We start from the raw sequence: 21,458 nt of genomic DNA on the forward strand, positions 1-21,458 counted from the left end.
GGGTAAGACGTAACCATCGCAGCAGTGATAGATGCCCCGAATGGTAAAGATACGGGTAACCTCGCGGTTCAGATTCTGGCCGCGTTAAAGATAAACAGAAGTCATACAAATAGCATAGAGACCTCTTGCCCAAAAAGCGCGCACCAGCAAACTATATACGGTGCCGGCAAGTCCTTTAGCAACGGAACAGAACCGTCTCTGACGGTACAGTGTTGTGATTTCGTACCCATAAAAAGTATGAGTCACACAATATGAAAAGAATGTTAATTAATGCCACGCAGCAAGAAGAACTGCGTGTCGCGTTGGTCGATGGTCAACGCCTCTACGATTTAGATATCGAAAGTCCTGGTCACGAACAGAAGAAATCAAACATCTATAAGGGTAAAATTACCCGTGTAGAACCTAGTTTAGAAGCCGCCTTCGTCGATTACGGCGCTGATCGTCACGGTTTCCTGCCTCTTAAAGAAATTGCCCGCACTTACTTCCCTGATGGCTATAGCTTCAAAGGACGTCCGAACATTAAAGACGTTATTTCTGAAGGCCGTGAAGTCATTGTCCAAATCGATAAAGAAGAACGTGGACAGAAAGGCGCAGCATTAACCACCTTTATCTCATTAGCGGGTAGTTACTTGGTATTAATGCCCAATAACCCTCGCGCTGGCGGCATCTCACGCCGAATTGAAGGCGACGAACGAACCCAGTTAAAGGATGCATTATCGACGCTTGAAGTACCTGACGGCATGGGCCTGATTGTACGTACCGCGGGTGTTGGTAAGTCAGCAGAAGAGCTGGCTTGGGATCTAAACGTTCTGTTGCATCATTGGCAAGCGATTGAGCAGGCATCGTCTACACGCCCTGCTCCGTTCTTAGTTCATCAAGAGTCAAACGTCATTTTCCGTGCCATTCGCGATTACTTACGCCGCGATATTGGCGAGATTCTGATTGATAACGAAACCATTTTTGAACAAGCACGCGAACATATTAAAATCGTTCGTCCTGACTTCGTACAACGAGTCAAGCGTTATCAAGGTGAAGTGCCGCTATTTAGTCATTATCAAATTGAAAGCCAAATCGAGTCAGCGTTCCAGCGTGAAGTTAGACTGCCTTCAGGCGGATCGATTGTTATCGACCCGACTGAAGCTCTCACCTCGATCGATATTAACTCGGCGAAAGCAACCAAAGGCGGCGACATTGAAGAGACCGCGCTGCAAACCAATTTAGAAGCCGCCGATGAAATAGCTCGCCAATTGCGTCTGCGCGATGTTGGCGGTTTAATTGTGATCGACTTTATCGATATGACACCACCAAAGCATCAACGCGAAGTTGAAAACCGTTTACGTGATGCTCTAAAACACGATCGAGCACGCGTTCAAACAGCTCGCATTTCGCGTTTTGGTTTATTGGAAATGAGTCGCCAGCGCTTACGTCCATCGCTTGGTGAATCGTCAAATCAAGTGTGTCCGCGCTGCGACGGACAAGGTACGATCCGTGGTGATGAATCTCTTGCTCTGTCCGTTCTGCGTCTAATTGAAGAAGAAGCGCTGAAAGACAATACGGCGCAAGTTAATGCTCAAGTGCCGGTCACCGTCGCCACATATTTATTGAATGAGAAACGCTCAGCCTTACGCGTTATCGAAGAGCGTAATAAAGTACAGCTGTTGGTTATTCCCAATCAGTATTTAGAAACACCTCATTTCGACGTTGCACGCATCCGTAGCGACGAAGTCACTGATGTACAGAGCTATAAGTTATTACAAGCGTCTGAGATCAAAGAAATCGAGTTCGCCGCTCCACGCGAAAAAGTAGCGGATGAACCGGCATTGAAAACCTTAGTTGCACCGGTTGCACCACCACCTGCAGCGAATGCTCCAGTACCGCAGGAAAAGGCACAAACGAACGCAGAACCCGGCGTACTCTCGCGTTTAGCGGCGTGGTTTAAATCAATTTTCGCAACTGAAGATGCTGCTGAGGCGAAGGAGTCCGAGCAAAAGGCTCCACAGCAACGTTCGCCGCGTCAAAATGATAACCGTGGACGGAATAACAACCGTCGTCGCAATAACCAAGGACGCAATCGTAACCAAGGTAAAGGTCACGATAAATCCGAGAAAAGCGATGGCAACAAAGCCACCGTCGAAACGACAACGACTCAAGACGCCAGTAACAAGCCGGCCTCTAAGTCAGACAAGCCTCAAGATGGCCGTCGCCGCAACCGCCGTCGTAAGCCAACAGCGAATAAAGAGCAAACGACTGACACTGAGCAAACCGAGCAACCGCAAGCAGAGCAGAAATCTGAGTTGCAACCGCCTCGCGAGCGTCGCCAGCGTCGTCAGCTTGACCGTTCTGTGCGCATGAATGCTGAACAAGCAAAAGAAAACGCACAGAAAGCGAATGCAGAAGCAGAAACGGTTAACGCCAGTGTAAATGTAAGCGCTGCTGAGCCTAAAGCGGAAAGCAAACCGGCAAACGCGAATCATAGTAGTGATGAGCAAGTACCTGCAGTTGCAGATGCGGCAGCCGAGCAAGCAGTCGACGAGAACACGGAAACGAATGCCACTGAGCAGAAGAAACCAACCCGTCGTCGTACTCGCCGTAAACCGGCAAAAGCTAAAGAGCAAAGCGCCGACAATGAGGCTACGACTGACGAGTCGTCTGAATCTGAAGCGATCGCTGTAGAAACTAAAGACACAGTTTTCGAAGACGTTGCAGAGACTTCAAGTACTGAGAAGCAACCTTCAGCGGTCAACGAAAGCGCCGATGAACCTGCTGAAAAAGCCACAGAATCAACCGCAAATGATGCAGCTGATTCTGTTGTTGAGAGCACAGAAACTGCTACTCCAGCGGCGGAAGCTGTCGTCGAAGCTGACAAACCTACGGAAACGTCGACCGAGAGCGAATCTGAAAAGAAAACAGCAGAAGTAACTTCGGTTAAACCGGAAGAGAAAACTGTTGAAGAACCAGAGCAAACCGCTAAAGCCGAGCCAGCAAGTGCTCCTGCTGTTGCTGCCGATGAGTCAGATGCTCCTGCGCAAGAGCCAGTCGCTGAAACGACCCCAACAACTGCGTCTGAAGTGACTGAAAAGCCAAAGGTGAAAGCGAAATCAGCAGCCAAAACGACTGCCCAGTTGCGTGCTTCGTCGCCGATGACCAAGGCCTCGGCGGTCGCCAGCACGAGTGGTGAAAGTTTGGCAATTGCCGATGCTAGCACACGCCTACAGGTTTCTCATTCAGGCCGTTACTCTGGGCTCAGTAATGCCCAGAACCGTGTTCAGGCTAATGCAGCACGTTGCCAACCGTCAGAGTAAGCGGCTAAGCAACCATGAATAGCAAACAGCCAGGCAACCGCCTGGCTGTTTTTTTTATGGTCGAAACTACAGCCGTAATTACAAGGAAAGTTTGTCCCGATTATCGTTAATGACCTTCATGCCCAGCCCGCGAACCTGCAAGAGCTGCTCAATGTCAGTAAAGCCACCTAGCTCCTCACGTAAAGCGACAATCGCTTCTGCTCGAGCTTTGCCAACGCCGCGCAACCCCGCCGCTAATTCTTCAGCTGTTGCGGTGTTCAGATTAACCTTTTCGACTTTATTCTGGCCATTGGCTTCAGCCAGCACCTGAGTATTTACATTCGCTACGCTAACTGCAGCAACACCGACATCCCCAGCGTTAACAGCTGTGGACGCACCCATGGTCGTAACCAAAAGTGTTGGTATTAAGCATTGTAAGAAGCGACTACGCGTTTGTTGAACTAATTTGAGTACTGATAAGCGATTGGTATTCGATGTTAAACGAGATGTTTTCATAATCATTCCCTCTGATAAAGTCACTGCCTTCCTGACAGTGACTTTAGTATTCAGCAGAGCGAGGGAGTTTTCTAGTGCTTGGCCATGCTGATTTCGTCAGCAATCGCTGAAAGCGTTGCCACCGGATCTTTACTTTCGCGGATAGGCCGCCCCATCACCAAGTAATCCACACCAGCGTTGACTGCTTGGACGGGTGTCATAACCCGAGATTGATCATGTCGCTCACTACCGGTTGGGCGAATTCCCGGTGTGACTAAAACAAACTCTTCGCCGAGCTCGGATTTCAACATGGCGGCTTCTTGCGCCGAGCAAACAACACCATCGAGCTGACAAGCTTTCGTTAATTTGGCTAAGGCAAGTACCTGCTCCTCAAGGCTGCGCGTTACCCCGACCGCGTGTAGGTCGTTTTCACTCATACTGGTCAGTACCGTCACAGCAATCAATAAAGGCGCCTTGTCGTGAAAGGGTTCAAGTGCTTGCTTCGCTGCCCTTAGCATTGCTTCACCGCCACTTGCATGAACATTGACCATCCACACCCCAAGTTCCGCAGCAGCTGTGACTGCCTTCGCGACTGTATTTGGAATATCGTGAAACTTTAGATCAAGAAATACATCGAAATTGCGTGCGTGTAATGCGGCTATAAGGTCGGGGCCACCAGCGGTGAACAGCTCTTTACCAACTTTTACTCGACACTTTTCTGGATCAAGACTGTCGACAAAACGCAATGCTTCTGTTGGTTTGGCGTAATCTAAAGCAACCACTATTCGTTTATTCATCTATTCTCCATCAAGTCCACGGGTAGGTTTAATGGTTCCCCAGGTTTTACAGCTCGGGCAATGCCAATACAAGGTCTGACCCGAGAAACCACAATGGCGACAACGATAGCGTGACCGTTGCTTTAATTGTTCATTGACCATATTGCTCAAGAGACTCAAGCTATCTTTCGCTCGACCTGAATCTGCTGAGGCGACGTGAAAGCGAATGAGTTGATAAAACGCTTTCATCGTTGGATTCTTTTGTAAAGCCGCAAGCATAAACTGTTCTGCGGCCTCAACGCCGTTACGCTGCGCGATAATGTTCGCCAACATAACAACCGCCGTAGCACATGGGTGCTCAAGAACTACATCATGAAGCACGGCGGTAAACCCATCTTCATTATTGCCGTCTTTAAATGCTTGTTGTAATAACGGCAAAGCTTCAGGAATAAAATCGGGTTGTGTACTCAAGATTGGCAGGAGTAATTCGATAGCCCGCTTGCTTTTTTGATGACCAAGCCACCAGCGAGCCAGCGCAAGACGAGCGCGAACACAATCGTCATCGTGCTTAATGGCTTTTTCATAAAACTTTATCGCTTGTTCGGAGCTCTCTTGCAGATCCGCAAGCTCACAGTAAAATTGAGCAATTGTCGGCTCGATCCGCTTATCCCATCGACGCAACTTCAGCGCTATTTTAATAGCTTTGTCCCATTCATGGGTTGCCTCATACAAGGAAAGAAGACTGCGTAAGCTTTGCTCTTGGTAGGTTGAATGCGCCTGCAATTCAGCAAACATAGTTTCGGCGCGATCATAAAGTCCGGCCGATAGATAATCTTGACCGAGCTCGAACATCGCGTGATGTCGTTCTTCTTCTGACAATGCAGGACGAGAAATTAAATTTTGATGAATCCGAATGGCTCGATCGACTTCGCCGCGACGACGAAAGAGTTTCCCCAACGTCCAATGGGTTTCAATCGTTTCACTGTCTATATCTAACATATCGATAAATAAATCGACTGCTTTATCGCTTTGTTCAGACAGCAAGAGGTTAATGCCTGTCACATAGTTTTTCGAAAACTCTTCTTGTTCCTTTCGTTGTTCAACACGAACACTGTTGCGACCCATGAACCAGCCATAAGCAGCAGCAATTGGTAGTAAAAGAAACAGGAGTTCAAGCATAGATGCTAACTAGACGTCCTTTTGTGGTACGCGAGTCGACGCTTTGACCAGCGCCTTGCGTAAACGTTGATTTTGCCACTTCAAGCGAAGATAGCCGACAATCAAGGTTAGCAGACCTAAGACAAAGCCAACACTGAGTGTCAGTGCTAAAACCACGGCTAACGAGGTTTGCTGAGTAACAAACAGCCAGTCAACCATGACTTGGGTGTCATTATGCCGGCCAAGTAAGAAAGCTAGCAAGAAGACAACCGCAACTGGAATCAGCGTAAGTATAAGACGCAACATAATTTTCCCTTGCTGAACGCAGAAAAACAAAAAGGCATGCCATTATAGCATGCCTTTTTTAAAAGTTCGGCTTCTGCAAAACGTTAACCTTGCGCCGCTTCGTTTACCCTTTCCCGTAATGCCTTTCCAGGTTTAAAGTGTGGGACATATTTGCCACCTAAATCAACCTGCTCGCCGGTTTTCGGGTTACGACCAACTCGGGGCTTGCGGTAGTGTAATGAAAAACTACCGAACCCGCGAATTTCAATGCGGTCGCCTGCGGCTAATGAATGAACCATGACTTCGAGAATTTCTCGCACACCACGTTCAACATCTTTCGGTTGCAGCTCTGGCTGCCTATTTATCAGTTTTTCAATCAGTTCAGACTTGGTCATTACAGATTCCTTATGCTGATAGCGAACAGCCAGATGACATTGAATTAATCGTCAGTCTTTGCTGCTTTAAATGCTTCTGCCATTGCGTTGTTGAACGCGTTGTCGTCAGCACTGTTAACGCTTTCGAGTGCCGCTTTCTCTTCGGCTTCGTCTTTCGCTTTGATTGACAAGCTGATTACGCGGTTTTTGCGGTCGATGCCCATGTAACGAGCTTCAACTTCTTCACCGGCTTTCAACACAGTCGAAGCGTCTTCGATACGCTCACGAGAGATGTCAGATGCACGAATGTAACCTTCAACACCGTCTGCCAAGCTCACCGTTGCGCCTTTCGCGTCAACTTCAGTGATACTACCTTTAACAATAGCACCCTTCTTGTGAGCTGCAAGGAAGTTATTCACTGGATCTTCAGAAATTTGCTTGATACCCAGAGAGATACGCTCGCGTTCTGCGTCAACCTGCAGAACAACAGCTTCAACTTCTTCACCTTTCTTGAAGTCACGTACGGCTTCTTCGCCAGTAGCGTTCCAAGAAATGTCAGACAAGTGAACAAGACCGTCGATGTTGCCATCAAGACCGATGAATATACCAAAGTCAGTGATTGACTTGATCTTACCGCTAACCTTGTCACCTTTCTGGTGGTTCTTCGCGAACTCTTCCCATGGGTTCGGTTTACATTGCTTGATACCCAGAGAAATACGGCGACGCTCTTCGTCAATCTCAAGAACCATAACTTCAACGACGTCGTCTAAGTTAACGATCTTCGATGGATGAACGTTCTTGTTTGTCCAATCCATTTCAGAAACGTGAACCAAACCTTCAACGCCTTCTTCTAACTCAACGAAACAACCGTAGTCAGTCAGGTTGGTTACGCGGCCAGATAGAGTTGAGCTCTCTGGATAACGATTAGCGATATCGCTCCATGGATCTTCGCCTAACTGCTTGAGGCCTAAAGATACACGGGTACGGTCGCGATCGAACTTCAATACTTTACAGTTGATTTCGTCACCAACATTCACGATTTCACTTGGGTGCTTCACACGCTTCCAAGCCATATCTGTGATGTGTAACAGACCGTCTACACCGCCTAAGTCTACGAATGCGCCGTAATCAGTCAGGTTCTTAACGATACCCTTAACTTCTTGGCCTTCTTGTAGGTTCTCAAGCAGTTCATCACGCTCTGCACTGTTTTCTTTCTCGATAACTGCACGGCGAGAAACAACAACGTTGTTGCGTTTCTGGTCCAGCTTGATCACTTTGAACTCTAGGTCACGGTTCTCAAGGTGGGCAGTATCACGGATTGGACGCACGTCTACCAAAGAACCTGGTAAGAATGCACGGACACCGTTCAGGTCGACTGTGAAGCCGCCTTTTACTTTACCGCTGATCACACCGATCACTGTTTCTTCTTTTTCGTGTGCAGACTCAAGCTGCAACCACGCTTCAAAGCGTTTCGCTTTTTCACGAGACAGGATGGTTTCACCGAAACCGTCTTCTACCGCGTCAAGTGCTACTTCAACAGTATCACCGACAACGATGTCCAACTTACCTTCAGAGTTAAAGAACTGCTCTGCAGGGATGGCACTTTCAGATTTCAGGCCGGCGTCAACCAGAACTAGGTCTTTCTCGATAGCAACGACTGTGCCTTTGATGATAGAACCAGGACGGGTTTCGACTTCTTTGAGGCTTTCCTCAAACAGCTGGGCAAAATTTTCAGTCATAAGTTTAATTAACTTCGCTTAATGGACATCCACCGGAACTCCCTCTCGGCGGGGTTGTTTAAATTTGTCGGTACATTCCGTCGCTCCGACCCTTGAATTAAAGTGCCTTTGCACTTCGTTTCAATACTTACTTGAGCCGCAAATTATTGCTGGCCCGAAAGCTTACTATGGGCAAATCGCATTATTGCTTGCAATACCTCATCAATGCTCATTTCTGTTGAATCTAGAATGAGCGCATGCTCCGCTGGCTTCAATGGCGCAACAGAGCGATTCGTATCTTGTTCGTCACGCGCTTTGATCTCTTCGATCAAGCTGTTTATATTAGCATCAAAGCCCTTTTCCTGCAATTGTAGGAATCGGCGCTGGGCCCGCTCTTCTGGGCTTGCGGTTAAAAATATTTTGGCTTCCGCGTCAGGGAACACCACGGTTCCCATATCGCGCCCATCGGCGACTAGGCCGGGCAAGTCCCGAAAGCCCCGTTGACGGCGCAATAACGCTTCTCGCACACTCGGTAATGCAGCTATCTTTGATGCACGCATACCAATTTCTTCTGTGCGAATCGTCATGGTGATGTCTTCACCTTCCAGAATGACGTGTGTCATACCTGTGTCTTCGCTGGCAACAAACTCCACATCAAGATCGGTTGCCAAAGCCACCAAACTCTCTTCGTCTTCCGGACTAAAGTCATGATGCATCGCAGCGATCGCTAAAACGCGATAAATTGCCCCACTATCCAGCAAATGCCAACCTAACTTCTCAGACAGCAAACGGCTTACCGTTCCTTTACCTGATCCACTTGGCCCATCAATTGTGATAACTGGTGCCACAGTTGACTTAACGACTGGATTCGTTGGTTCTAAATCGGACATGTCGACCTCATAAACTACAAGCAAATGCTGCAGCCAATTAATAAATACTGACCTTGAATCAGCGTACTGACTAAAAGTAACACTGAGCAGAAGCGATCCAAGGCGCCGAAATTATACGGATTTTTCAGAAAATTGCACCCTTATTCGGTTAAAGCGACAGCAAATCGCTGTCGCTCCTACCTTAGTGCTACTGGATGACAAACCGATGCAAAGTCAGTGAAGAAATGGGGATACGTCTTTCGACAGCAATCAGGTTCAAGAATCGTGACTCCTGCTGGTGAGAATGCGAGTAGTGAGAAGCACATGGCCATACGGTGATCATCGTAAGTAGCAATTTCTGCATGACGAATGTCCGCCGGCGGTTTGATTACGATAGCATCGTCATATTCTTCAACTTCGGCACCAACTTTTCTAAGTTCGGTCGCCATCGCATGTAATCGGTCACTCTCTTTCAGTCGCCAATTATAAATATTACGAATAGCCGTAGTTCCTTCTGCAAACAATGCCGTCGTCGCTATCGTCATCGCGGCGTCAGGAATCGCATTGAGATCAAAATCGCCGCCCTGCAATGGTTTCTGACCCCGCGTGACCGCAATGGAACGCGGTTGATAGTCAACCTCAGCGCCCATTGCCGCTAACACCTTGGCAAACGCTTTGTCACCTTGGAGGCTTTCTTTGCCGACACCATGCACTCGTATTGTGCCACCGGCAATCGCCGCAGCAGCGAGGAAATAGGATGCAGAGGAAGCATCGCCTTCGATCCAATAGCGTCCAGGACTCTTATACCCTCGGTTACCAACGATTTGGATACAGCGCGGACTGCACCATTCAACTTCAGCGCCAAATTGGCGCATCATCGCAATGGTTAATTCAATGTAAGGTGCGGACACAATCGTACCGGAGAGTTCTACTTCTGAATTTTCCGGCAATAAAGGCAAAACCATCAGTAATGCACTGATAAATTGACTCGACATGCTGCCATCAATCGTGACTTTACCGCCTCTTAGTGACCTGCCCTTGATATTCAAAGGCGGGAAACCTTGTTCACCTGCATAACGAATGTCAGCGCCCAACGCGTTTAATGCGTCGACCAGCGGTCCGATCGGCCGCTCATGCATGCGTGGCTCACCGCTTAACGAAAACTCCCCTGCACTCGCCGCTAAGGCGGCAGTCAACGGCCGCATCGCTGTACCGGCATTACCGAGAAACAGTGCAAGCGGACTCGATTGGCTAGTAAACAAGCCATTATTGCCAATAACGAGCGTGTCGGCGGTTTGCTCACTAGCTACATTGGCGACTTCATTAATAGTAATGCCTAAGTCTCGCAACGCTGAGCGCATATAACGCGTATCGTCGCTGTCGAGCATATTCTCCAAGATCGTCGTACCGTCGGCTAGAGCAGCCAGCAACAAAGCGCGGTTAGCGATGCTTTTCGAACCTGGCAAATAGATTTCGCCAGAGCATTGCGGACGAAAATCAAGCTTCAGGAATGTCTCTGTCAAAGCAAGGTTTCCATGGCTGCGCAGAATTTTGCGTTTTCTTCGGGCAAGCCAATGCTCACACGCAAGTGGTTAGGCAGCTCATAGCCAGCGATTGGACGCACGATGACGCCTTGTTGCATTAACTGTTGATAGATCTCACCCGCGTTTGCACCGACTTCAATGGTGACAAAATTACCATGAGAGGGAATATAGTTAAGCCCATGTGCATCACAGAAGGTGGTGATTTGTGCCATCCCTTCGGCGTTCATTTGCACTGAACGCTGGATAAACTCATCATCTTGCAAGGCTGCAAGTGCTGCTGTTAAGGCGAGCTCATTCATATTGAATGGCTGTCGAATACGGTTCATCAAGTCGGCAACATTCGGATGTGATACCGCATAACCTGCACGTAAGCCTGCTAGTCCGTAGGCTTTCGAGAACGTTCGCGTCACAACCAAATTTGGATACTGTTCGATCCACGCGAACGAAGGTGCGCGATCTCGCTCTGGCACGTATTCGTAATAAGCTTCATCAAGCACCACCAAGACGTGTGCTGGCACTTTGGCAATAAAAGCTTCTAACTCGTCTTTAGTCAGGAATGTACCAGTCGGATTATTCGGATTGGCAACAAAAATCATTCGTGTTTTTGCAGTAATGGCGGCCAACATGGCGTCTAGATCATGACCATAGTCTTTTGCTGGGACAGCAACTGGTGTTGCGCCAATCGCTTTGGTTACTAATGGATAGACGACAAAAGCGTGTTGGGCAAAGATGACTTCATGTTCGCTGGTGACATAGGTACGAGCAAGCAATTCGAGAACATCATTCGAGCCGTTACCCAACGTAATTTGATTCATCTGAATGGCAAACTTATCGGCAAGCGCTTGTTTTAAATAAAAGCCGTTCGCATCTGGATAACGTGCCAAACTTGAAATTTTGTTCGTCAATGCTTCACGAACTAATGCACTGACACCTAGTGGATTCTCATTCGACGCTAACTTCACAATATTCTGAATCCCAAGTTCCCGTTCAACTTCTTCAATCGGCTTACCAGCTTGATAAGGTTGTAACTGGCGAATTCCTGGTAAAGCTAGACTTGTTGCGTCAAAATCTTGCATAAATTCCTCAATGTATAGTCGTAATGCTCGTTTCAGCGCGAACCAATCAATCCATTAGCCCGCGCTAGCGAGACGTATTATTAGCTGTATTGTTTAGCAAAACGGGTCATGAAATCGACCAAGGCTTGTGCGCCCTCGTAGGGCATGGCGTTGTACATGCTTGCGCGCATGCCACCGACAAAGCGGTGGCCTTTTAGGGACATTAATCCCTCGGCTTGTGCTTGGCGTAAAAACTCAGCGTCTAATGCATCATCACGCAGCTGAAAAGGTACATTCATGATTGAACGATATGCGACCGCAACGGTATTACGATAGAAGTTAGAATTATCCACGCATTCATACAGCAGCGAGGCTTTACGATGGTTTAAGTCCGCCATTGCCTCGACCCCACCCTCGGCTTTAATCCATTTAAAGACTTCACCGGCGAGATACCAAGCAAACGTATTGGGGGTGTTATACATGGATTTGTCTGCGGCTTGTACCTTGTAATTCATGACGGTACAGACCCGCTCTTGCTGAGTCTTTTCAAGCAAATCGTTACGGATAATCACGACGGCAAAACCTGAAGGTCCGATATTTTTCTGCGCACCGGCATAGATAATGCCGAACTTGCTGACATCGAGAGGTTCAGCCAAAATTACCGAAGACATATCGGCAACAATCGGCACCGAAACTTGCGGAATCTGGCGTAATGCAATGCCGTCAACGGTTTCGTTTGGGCAATAATGCAAATACGCAGCATTAGGACTCAGTTGCCAGTCTGAAAAATCAGGAATAGCTTTGCCAGCCGCTGTTTCGGTAACGCGAGCGACCACATTCACCTGTTCAACGTATTTTTGCGCTTCGCGAATGGCAAACTGTGACCAGATTCCTGAGTCCAGGTAATCAACGGTGGCATCGGCACTGGCGATATTTTGTGGAACGGCTGAAAATTGTCCACGCCCACCGCCGTGCATGAATAACACGGTGTAGTTATCCGGAATGGCCATCAAGTCGCGGAGATCTTGCTCTGCTTCTTCGGTCATTTGTACATAAACCGGATCGCGATGGCTGATTTCCATCACCGAAATACCGAGTCCACGCCAATTGATTAACTCTTGCTGTGCTTTCGCTAAAACCGGAGCCGGCAGCATCGCCGGCCCCGCTGAAAAGTTATACTTCATCACCTGATTCTCCAGCCGTAGGCTCGACATCACTGTCTTCGCTACCACCTTCAACCATCTCACCGTCAAGCACTTCCTCATCTTCAAGCTCAGCGATGCGCGCCATACCTACGACAAACTCTTGTTCCGCGGTACGGATCAAAGTGACGCCTTGGGTATTTCGACCTACTTGTGAGACTTCATCAACGCGAGTGCGGACCAGTGTGCCACGATTACTAATCAACATCAGGTGTTCACCTGGAACCACTTCCGCTGCACCAATCACCGCGCCATTCCGTTCTGACACTTTGATCGATACGACGCCCATGGTCGCTCGGCTCTTCGCTGGATATTCGGCAATCGGTGTACGCTTACCGAAACCATTTTCGGTTACGGTAAGGATGTCACTGTCGCCACCGCGCGGAACAATTAACGACACAATTTTCTGGTTCTCGGCAATCTTCATACCGCGCACACCAGTTGCGGTGCGGCCCATGGAGCGAACTTGCGTTTCAGTAAAGCGAACGACTTTACCCGCATCAGAGAACAACAGAATTTCGCTATTTCCATGCGTGATATCGACGCCGATGAGCTCATCACCATCGTTCAGATTCAGCGCGATAATACCGCTTGAACGTGGACGTGAGTACTCAACCAATGGCGTTTTCTTAATTGTGCCCTTGCGGGTTGCCATAACGACGAATTTGTCGTCTTCGAAGTTTGAAATTGGCAAAATCGCAGTAATCCGCTCATTTTCTTCGAGCGGTAGTAAATTAACGATAGGCTTACCACGTGCAGCGCGACTTGCGTATGGCAGCTGATACGTCTTCATCCAATACACACGACCACGACTCGAGAAGCACAAAATCATGTCGTGGGTGTTTGCAATCAACAAGCGCTCAATGAAATCTTCATCTTTCATCTTGGTTGCGGCTTTTCCTTTGCCGCCACGTTTCTGCGCTTCATACTCAGTCAACGACTGGTATTTCACGTAACCTTGGTGCGATAACGTAACAACCACATCTTCTTGCTCGATGAGGTCTTCCATGTTGATGTCATGACTTGCAGCGGTAATTTCAGTTCGACGTTCATCGCCGAACTCCGCTTTGACTTGCTCAAGTTCTTCACGAATCACTTCCATTAGGCGTTCAGTGCTGTTCAAGATATGCAGCAACTCTTCAATCGCTTCCAACAATCCTTTGTATTCGTTAAGAATCTTCTCGTGCTCGAGGCCTGTCAGTTTATGCAATCGCAGGTCCAGAATCGCTTGCGCTTGGTTTTCGGTGAGACGGTAATTACCATCAAGCACGCCAAAACCATCTTCGACCCAGTCTGGACGCGCCGCATCAACACCGGCTCGCTCCAGCATGACCGCAACGTCGCCGAGCAGCCAGGCTTTCTCGATCAATTGTGCTTTTGCTTCTGCTGGCGACGGTGAGGCCTTAATTAACTCAATGATCTCGTTAATATTCGCCAGCGCAACCGCCAAACCTTCAAGAATGTGAGCGCGTTCACGTGCTTTCCGCAGTTCATAAACAGTACGACGGGTAACAACTTCGCGACGGTGCGTAATGAAACACTCGAGCATTTCCCGCAGGGTAAAGAGTTTCGGCTGACCTTTATCAAGCGCAACCATGTTAAAACCAAACGCAACCTGCAACTGGGTGTTTTGGTATAAGTGATTCAGCATGACTTCGCCAGACTCACCGCGCTTCAACTCGATAACGATGCGCATGCCGTCTTTATCCGACTCATCACGTAATGCACTAATCCCTTCGATCCGTTTCTCTTTGACCAACTCAGCGATTTTCTCAATCAGCTTGGCTTTGTTTACCTGATAAGGGATCTCGTGCACGATAATGGTGTCACGACCATTGTTCTCATCGGTGATCACGTCAGCTCGGGCACGAATGTAGATCTTACCGCGCCCCGTCCGATAGGCGTCAATAATGCCCTGACGACCAGAAAGGATTGCTGCCGTTGGGAAATCCGGTCCCGGAATGTATTCCATCAACTCTTCAAGCTGAATATCCGGCTTATCGATCATGGCTAAACAGCCATTAATCACTTCGGTTAAGTTGTGTGGCGGAATATTAGTTGCCATACCAACGGCGATACCCGAAGAGCCATTGGCTAAGAGATTCGGTACACGGGTCGGCAAGACTTCAGGAATAAATTCAGTACCGTCGTAGTTAGGAACAAAGTCGACCGTCTCTTTATCCAGATCGGCCAGCAATTGATGGGCAATTTTCGACATCCGCACTTCGGTATAACGCATTGCTGCGGCAGAGTCACCGTCGACCGAACCAAAGTTACCTTGACCATCGGCCAACATGTAACGCAGTGAAAATGGCTGCGCCATCCGAACAATCGTGTCGTACACCGCAGAGTCACCGTGAGGGTGATACTTACCGATGACGTCACCGACGACCCGTGCAGACTTCTTGTAGGGCTTATTAAAGTCATTGCCAAGGACATTCATGGCGAATAACACGCGACGGTGAACCGGCTTCAAGCCGTCACGGACATCTGGTAACGCTCGGCCGATGATGACACTCATGGCATAATCAAGGTAGGAATTCTTCAGCTCATCTTCGATATTGATGGGCATGATTTCTTTGGCAAGATCGCTCATATTTTTTCCCTAACTAGTACTCTTGGTATCGTTATAATTTTTGAGTAAATCGTCTCTGTTTTCTAACCGAGCAGCATACCACAGGGTTCTGCCGTTGACGACTATTCGCGCCGCCCTATTTACACCATTTTTCGTTACTGAAGTGAAACACTAGCCTCATCAAACAGGTTTCGGTAAACTCGGCGCATCAAACGCTACTCTTATCACTGTTGCATTTTTTTCAGCAACGCTCAGTTGGGACCACAGACATGCACGACAAGGCAAAATCGCAAACTTATGCAAACGTAGATGCCGCCGAAATTGAAAAATTTAACGCGATGGCGTCGCGCTGGTGGGATCCTGAGGGCGATTTTCGACCATTACATCAAATTAATCCGTTGCGGGTGCAGTTTATTGACCAACATGGTCAAGGCTTTGCTGGCCGAAAAATTTTGGACGTCGGCTGCGGCGGCGGCATACTGACGGAAGCAATGGCCAAAGCGGGTGCCGAGGTGACTGGTATTGATATGAGCCCTGACGCACTGAATGTTGCTCGCCTGCATGCGCTGGAGTCCGGATTAACCATCGATTACCAGCAAATTACGGCGGAAGCATTTGCTGCCGAAAATCCTGAGCAATATGACATTGTCACCTGCCTAGAAATGCTCGAGCATGTGCCGGACCCCGCTGCAGTTATTGCTGCCTGTGCGCAACTGGTAAAACCTGGCGGCCGTGTTGTTTTTGCAACGTTGAACAGAACATTAAAAGCTAAGCTGTTGGGTGTTTTTGTCGCTGAATACGTTTTACGTTGGGTGCCACAAGGCACTCATGATGCGGACAAATTTATTCGCCCCTCAGAACTTATCGGCATGGCTGAGCAGTCAGGGCTAATACCGCTTGCAGCAACCGGCATTCACTTTAACCCACTGTTGAACCAATTCTACATCAGCGACCGTAATCTCGATGTGAATTACCTCGTCGCCTGCGAAAAGCCGGTGTGTCCTTAGAACCTAACGCAAGGAATTGATCATCCATGGTTGCTGCTGTTTTATTCGACCTTGATGGAACCTTATTGGATACAGCTCCCGATTTAGGTGCCGCGCTCAATGTTGTATTACAAGCGAATGGGCGTCAGCCCCTCGCTGACGAGAAAATGCGCCCTTATGCGTCTCATGGTTCGACCGGACTTTTAACACTGGGCTTCGGTCAAGACTTTAGCCATGCTTCTGACGCTGAAAAGAACCGTTTACGCAAGCAATTTCTAGCCGCGTATGAAGCGAATATTTGTCAAGAAACCTGCCTATTTCAGGGCGTTTCCGAACTTTTGCAGACGCTAGCACAACGCAAAATCGCGGCTGGCATTGTCACCAATAAGCCGACACATTATACCCAGCTGGTGCTGCGTTACTTTCCAGAACTCGCGCAACTGCCAAGTATTGTTTGTGGCGATACGTTAAGCGTGAATAAGCCAAACCCAGCACCCATTCGTCACGCGGCCGACCTATTGCAGGTTGCTTACCAGCACTGTCTTTATGTTGGTGATGCCGAACGTGACATTGTTGCTGGGCGGAATGCGGGAATGACGACCGTACTCGCTGAATATGGTTATCTTGCCGAGCATGATCAGACTGCAACCTGGTTCGCTGATCACAGCATCGCGACGCCGTTGGATATTTTGCAAGTTATTGCACCACAATGACACCTCGAAGTATATCTTTTGTTATATATTACAAAACAAAGACACAACAATTTTTCTAAGTACAAAAAATTCTTTAACAACGAACCTCGCGCAAACGCACGTCAGGCTTGAAGACAGAAAAAATCAAGCCGAAAAAACCGCTCGAAGCGAAATTTCGTGCTTGATCAATTGGCCGTTGGTGACTAGCATATCGGTCAATCACGCAACACTATATATTGTGTAAAAATCCCCCATCAATGAATATTGAACACAATATATAGTGATAAGAACAATCACGCGAGGGAACCATGAGCCAGTCAATTTTTGTCACTAAACGCGATGGAAATCGCGAACCACTTGATTTAGATAAGATTCATCGTGTTGTGAGTTGGGCCGCTGAAGGCCTCTCGAATGTGTCTGTCTCTGAAGTTGAACTGAAAGCACGAATCCAGTTTTATGACGGCATCAAAACTGCGGACATCCATGAGACCATGATTCGTTCTGCAGCCGATTTAATTAGCGAAGATGCACCAGACTACCAATACCTCGCAGCACGCTTGGCCATCTTCCACTTACGCAAAAAGGCTTACGGTCAGTTCGAGCCGCCGCATTTGTATGCACATGTAACGCGTATGGTTGAGATGAAGCGGTATGACGAACATCTACTCGCCGATTACAGTGAAGCTGAATTCGAAACCATGAATGGCTTCCTCGATCATGGCCGTGACTTAAACTTTTCGTATGCTGCAGTGAAACAGCTTGAGGGCAAGTATTTAGTCCAAAACCGTGTGACTGGCGATGTTTACGAGAGTGCTCAATTCCTCTACCTATTAGTAGCTGCGTGTCTATTTGCAAATTATCCAAAGGACACGCGCTTGGACTATGTCCGTCGTTTCTATGACGCAACGTCGATGTTCAAAATTTCCTTACCGACACCCATCATGTCAGGTGTACGTACCCCTACCCGCCAGTTTAGTTCGTGTGTGTTGATTGAATGTGGCGATAGCCTCGATTCGATTAATGCCACCGCAAGTGCGATCGTCAAGTACGTGTCACAGCGCGCCGGTATTGGCATCAACGCTGGCCGCATTCGCGCATTGGGCAGCCCGATTCGCAACGGCGAAGCATTCCATACCGGTTGTATCCCGTTTTTCAAATATTTCCAAACCGCCGTGAAAAGCTGTTCACAGGGTGGCGTCCGCGGTGGTGCAGCAACCCTGTTTTATCCGATTTGGCATTTAGAAGTTGAATCACTGCTCGTATTGAAGAACAACCGTGGTGTTGAAGAAAACCGCGTCCGTCACTTGGACTACGGTATTCAATTTAACCGCACCATGTACCAGCGTTTGGTTAAAGACCAATACATCACCCTATTCAGCCCGTCTGATGTACCAGGACTCTATGACGCCTTCTTTGCTGACCAAGACGAGTTTGAGCGTTTGTATGAGCAATACGAAGCAGACGAGTCAATTCGGAAAAAGCGCATCAAAGCCATTGAACTGTTTAGCTTGTTCATGCAAGAACGCGCAAGTACAGGTCGGATCTACGTTCAGAACGTTGACCACACCAATACGCATAGCCCATTCGACCCGAAAGTAGCACCGATCCGGCAGAGTAACCTGTGCCTTGAAATCGCCCTGCCGACTAAACCTTTGCAGCACATTAATGACGAAGAAGGTGAAATTGCGCTCTGTACGCTGTCAGCCTTTAACCTTGGTTCACTCGAGTCACTTGATGATTTTGAAGAATGGGCTGACTTAGCCGTGCGCGCACTCGATAGCTTGCTGGATTATCAAGATTACCCTGTCCCAGCGGCGAAAAACGCGTCGTTGGCGCGCCGTACCTTGGGTATTGGTGTGATTAACTTCGCCTATTACTTGGCAAAGAATGGCGTTCGTTATTCCGATGGCAGTGCCAATGGGCTCGTGCATCGCACCTTTGAAGCCATGCAATACTATTTAATGAAAGCATCGAACCAGCTGGCGAAAGAAAAAGGTGCGTGTCCGAAATTCAACGAGACCACCTATGCGCAAGGAATTATGCCCATTGATACCTATAAAAAGGAACTCGATGCGGTTTGTGCTGAGCCACTACACTATGACTGGGATGGCTTACGTGAGTCGGTCAAACAGTATGGCTTACGCAATTCAACCTTATCAGCCTTGATGCCTTCTGAAACCTCGTCACAGATTTCCAACGCAACCAATGGCATTGAACCACCGCGCGGCCATGTCAGCGTGAAGTCATCGAAAGACGGTGTCATGAAGCAAGTCGTGCCTGAGTTTGAGCGCTTACGTGATCAATATGAACTGCTTTGGTCAATTCCTAGTAACAAAGGTTATTTAGAATTGGTTGGCATTATGCAGAAATTTGTCGACCAAACGATTTCGGCCAATACCAATTATGACCCAACGCGCTTTGAAAGTGGCCGAGTGCCGATGAAGCAATTGCTACAAGATCTGTTGTTAGCCTACAAACTCGGTGTTAAGACGCTGTATTACCACAACACCCGTGACGGCGCGTCCGACAGCCAAGCGGAAATGTCTGTAGAAATGCGTAAGAAATTAGCTGAACGAGAAGCAAACCAAGCGGTTACAGCAGTCATTGAAGAAGATGATGATTGCGCCGGCGGCGCTTGTAAAATCTGAGGATAACCATGCGATATTCAACGTTTAGTCAAGAAAGTGTGAACCCGTTAACCGAACCTATGTTCTTCGGTAACTCGGTCAATGTGGCGCGTTACGATCAACAACGTCACTCAATTTTCGAAAAACTAATCGAAAAACAGTTGAGTTTCTTCTGGCGCCCAGAAGAGGTTGACGTCAGCCGCGATCGCGTTGATTTCCAAAAAGTCAGTGACAGCGAGAAGCATGTTTTTATTTCCAATTTAAAATATCAAACGCTGCTCGACTCAGTGCAGGGACGCAGCCCGAATATTGCTTTTTTACCGATTGTGTCGTTGCCTGAATTAGAAACTTGGATTGAAACTTGGTCCTTTTCGGAAACGATTCATTCCCGCTCGTACACGCATATTTTGCGCAACTTGTTTACGGATCCGAGTCATGTCTTCGATGACATCGTCAACAATGTTGAAATACAGAAGCGTGCGACGGATATCTCTAAGTATTACGACGACCTTATTTTTCACACGCAATTGTGGCAAACCCACGGTGAAGGTTCGGTCACCATTGACGGTGAAACCTACACAGTGACAGTGCGCGAATTAAAGAAGAAGCTTTTTTTGTGCATGAATTCAGTGAACGCTCTTGAAGCCATTCGTTTTTACGTCAGCTTCGCTTGTTCATTTGCGTTCGCGGAACGCGAGCTTATGGAAGGTAATGCAAAAATCATTCGCCTGATCGCCCGTGACGAAAACCTGCACCTGACCTCAACCCAACACATTATCAATCTGTGGCAGTATGGGGAAGACGACCCAGAAATGCAGGAAATAGCAGAAGAATGTCGTGAAGAGGCATTGAACATTTTCCGCTCAGCGGTCGAGCAGGAGAAAAAATGGGCAGGTTACCTGTTCCAGCACGGCTCGATGATCGGTTTGAATGAACAAATTCTGTGTCAGTACGTCGAGTACATCGCTAATTTACGCATGCAAGCGATTGGTTTTGACGCTGAGTACCCGCAAAAAAGTAATCCGCTACCGTGGATGAACAAGTACCTCGTGTCGGATAACGTGCAAGTCGCACCACAGGAAGCTGAGATTAGCTCTTACTTGGTGGGTCAAATCGATAGTTCCGTCAGTGTCGATGACTTCGGAGACTTCGATCTCTAATTGATATGAACCGTTACCACATTCGTATTAATCAGACCATCACAACAGAGGTCGCGGCTGATGCCCCGGCCTCTTTGCTTGAAGTGATTGAGGCGGTCGGCATTGAAGCCCGCTTTCATTGCCGTAACGGTTTCTGCGGAGCTTGCCGAACCCGCTTAATCTCCGGTTCAGTGGTCTACGATACGGAGCCCCTCGCCTACGTGCGTCAAGGAGATATTCTTCCATGCGTCTGTCGCCCAGTCAGCGATATGGTGATCGAACACGATTAATCGATTCTTCCTATCGGGCTGTTCGTTTAATCAATCTTTGAAGGCCCGCTGACTTCTGGCATAATCTCCAACAATTTTATACCCAGTTCAGGAGAGCACTATGTTAACCGTTATTTTTGGTCGTCCAGCATGTCCTTTTTGTGTGCGTGCCGTTCAAATCGCGAAGCAGTTAAGCACCCAACGAGACGATTTTGAATATCGCTATGTTGACATTCAAGCGGAAGGAATCACTAAGGCTGACCTCGAGAAAACAATTGGTAAGCCCGTTCTTACCGTGCCACAGATTTTTGTCGATGAGACGCACGTGGGCGGGTGCACGGAGTTTGAAGCTTACGCGAAAGAGCACCTAGGTCTCTACGCCTAAGTCCAGATAAGTTCAAGATCGCATGAAG

18 protein-coding genes are annotated in these 21,458 nt (G+C 48.1%); 7 read left to right on the forward strand and 11 right to left on the reverse strand.

Features of this window, described 5'->3' with window-relative positions:
• Nucleotides 1-251: 251 nt before the first annotated feature.
• Nucleotides 252-3,302, forward strand: coding sequence for a ribonuclease E (gene rne, locus LAT77_RS00300; RefSeq protein WP_290562540.1), 3,051 nt, complete (start codon nucleotides 252-254; stop codon nucleotides 3,300-3,302).
• Between the two features lie 78 nt (nucleotides 3,303-3,380).
• Here the strand turns inward: rne and LAT77_RS00305 are convergent, their stop codons facing one another.
• The 11 genes from LAT77_RS00305 to gyrA form a co-directional block, all read right to left on the reverse strand.
• Entirely contained in the window at nucleotides 3,381-3,797 is a 417-nt protein-coding gene (locus tag LAT77_RS00305) for a helix-hairpin-helix domain-containing protein (RefSeq protein WP_290562541.1), read from the reverse strand.
• A 71-nt stretch (nucleotides 3,798-3,868) separates the two neighbouring features.
• A complete protein-coding gene (gene pyrF / locus LAT77_RS00310; protein ID WP_290562542.1) occupies nucleotides 3,869-4,573 on the reverse strand; it encodes an orotidine-5'-phosphate decarboxylase in 705 nt (234 codons plus the stop codon).
• Nucleotides 4,574-5,731: a lipopolysaccharide assembly protein LapB gene (gene lapB / locus LAT77_RS00315; RefSeq protein ID WP_290562543.1), complete on the reverse strand. Its 1,158-nt coding sequence runs from the start codon at nucleotides 5,729-5,731 to the stop codon at nucleotides 4,574-4,576.
• A 9-nt stretch (nucleotides 5,732-5,740) separates the two neighbouring features.
• Nucleotides 5,741-6,016, reverse strand: a complete 276-nt coding sequence (locus LAT77_RS00320; protein ID WP_290562544.1) for a LapA family protein — start codon at nucleotides 6,014-6,016, stop codon at nucleotides 5,741-5,743.
• Nucleotides 6,017-6,099: 83 nt separating this feature from the next.
• On the reverse strand, nucleotides 6,100-6,423 hold the full coding sequence (ihfB, locus tag LAT77_RS00325) for an integration host factor subunit beta (protein ID WP_290562827.1): 324 nt from the start codon (nucleotides 6,421-6,423) through the stop codon (nucleotides 6,100-6,102).
• Nucleotides 6,424-6,434: 11 nt separating this feature from the next.
• Nucleotides 6,435-8,108, reverse strand: a complete 1,674-nt coding sequence (gene rpsA, locus LAT77_RS00330; protein WP_290562545.1) for a 30S ribosomal protein S1 — start codon at nucleotides 8,106-8,108, stop codon at nucleotides 6,435-6,437.
• A 143-nt stretch (nucleotides 8,109-8,251) separates the two neighbouring features.
• A complete protein-coding gene (gene cmk, locus LAT77_RS00335) occupies nucleotides 8,252-8,977 on the reverse strand; it encodes a (d)CMP kinase (protein ID WP_290562546.1) in 726 nt (241 codons plus the stop codon).
• Between the two features lie 176 nt (nucleotides 8,978-9,153).
• Nucleotides 9,154-10,464: a 3-phosphoshikimate 1-carboxyvinyltransferase gene (aroA, locus tag LAT77_RS00340; protein ID WP_290562828.1), complete on the reverse strand. Its 1,311-nt coding sequence runs from the start codon at nucleotides 10,462-10,464 to the stop codon at nucleotides 9,154-9,156.
• An 11-nt stretch (nucleotides 10,465-10,475) separates the two neighbouring features.
• On the reverse strand, nucleotides 10,476-11,576 hold the full coding sequence (hisC, locus tag LAT77_RS00345) for a histidinol-phosphate transaminase (protein ID WP_290562547.1): 1,101 nt from the start codon (nucleotides 11,574-11,576) through the stop codon (nucleotides 10,476-10,478).
• A gap of 80 nt (nucleotides 11,577-11,656) precedes the next feature.
• A complete protein-coding gene (gene serC, locus LAT77_RS00350; RefSeq protein WP_290562548.1) occupies nucleotides 11,657-12,739 on the reverse strand; it encodes a 3-phosphoserine/phosphohydroxythreonine transaminase in 1,083 nt (360 codons plus the stop codon).
• The gene (gyrA, locus tag LAT77_RS00355) at nucleotides 12,729-15,353 is read right to left on the reverse strand and encodes a DNA gyrase subunit A (protein WP_290562549.1); all 2,625 of its coding nucleotides are present in this window, start codon (nucleotides 15,351-15,353) and stop codon (nucleotides 12,729-12,731) included. The genes serC and gyrA overlap by 11 nt, the downstream gene beginning before the upstream one ends.
• 248 nt (nucleotides 15,354-15,601) lie before the next feature.
• Here gyrA and ubiG point away from each other — a divergent pair, with 248 nt between their 5' ends.
• From ubiG to LAT77_RS00385, 6 genes are all read left to right on the forward strand, one after another.
• Nucleotides 15,602-16,339, forward strand: a complete 738-nt coding sequence (gene ubiG, locus LAT77_RS00360; protein WP_290562550.1) for a bifunctional 2-polyprenyl-6-hydroxyphenol methylase/3-demethylubiquinol 3-O-methyltransferase UbiG — start codon at nucleotides 15,602-15,604, stop codon at nucleotides 16,337-16,339.
• Between the two features lie 26 nt (nucleotides 16,340-16,365).
• Nucleotides 16,366-17,031, forward strand: coding sequence for an HAD family hydrolase (locus tag LAT77_RS00365; protein ID WP_290562551.1), 666 nt, complete (start codon nucleotides 16,366-16,368; stop codon nucleotides 17,029-17,031).
• 287 nt (nucleotides 17,032-17,318) lie between these two features.
• A complete protein-coding gene (gene nrdA / locus LAT77_RS00370; protein WP_290562552.1) occupies nucleotides 17,319-19,658 on the forward strand; it encodes a class 1a ribonucleoside-diphosphate reductase subunit alpha in 2,340 nt (779 codons plus the stop codon).
• Nucleotides 19,659-19,666: 8 nt separating this feature from the next.
• Entirely contained in the window at nucleotides 19,667-20,797 is a 1,131-nt protein-coding gene (gene nrdB, locus LAT77_RS00375) for a class Ia ribonucleoside-diphosphate reductase subunit beta (protein WP_290562553.1), read from the forward strand.
• A gap of 5 nt (nucleotides 20,798-20,802) precedes the next feature.
• Nucleotides 20,803-21,066, forward strand: a complete 264-nt coding sequence (yfaE, locus tag LAT77_RS00380; protein ID WP_290562554.1) for a class I ribonucleotide reductase maintenance protein YfaE — start codon at nucleotides 20,803-20,805, stop codon at nucleotides 21,064-21,066.
• Nucleotides 21,067-21,166: 100 nt separating this feature from the next.
• Nucleotides 21,167-21,430 (forward strand): GrxA family glutaredoxin, encoded by a 264-nt coding sequence (locus LAT77_RS00385; protein WP_290562555.1) that lies wholly within the window; start codon nucleotides 21,167-21,169, stop codon nucleotides 21,428-21,430.
• The last annotated feature ends 28 nt before the right edge of the window (nucleotides 21,431-21,458 follow it).

Source organism: Aliidiomarina sp., assembly GCF_022565475.1.
In the GTDB taxonomy this organism is placed as follows: Bacteria; Pseudomonadota; Gammaproteobacteria; order Enterobacterales; family Alteromonadaceae; genus Aliidiomarina.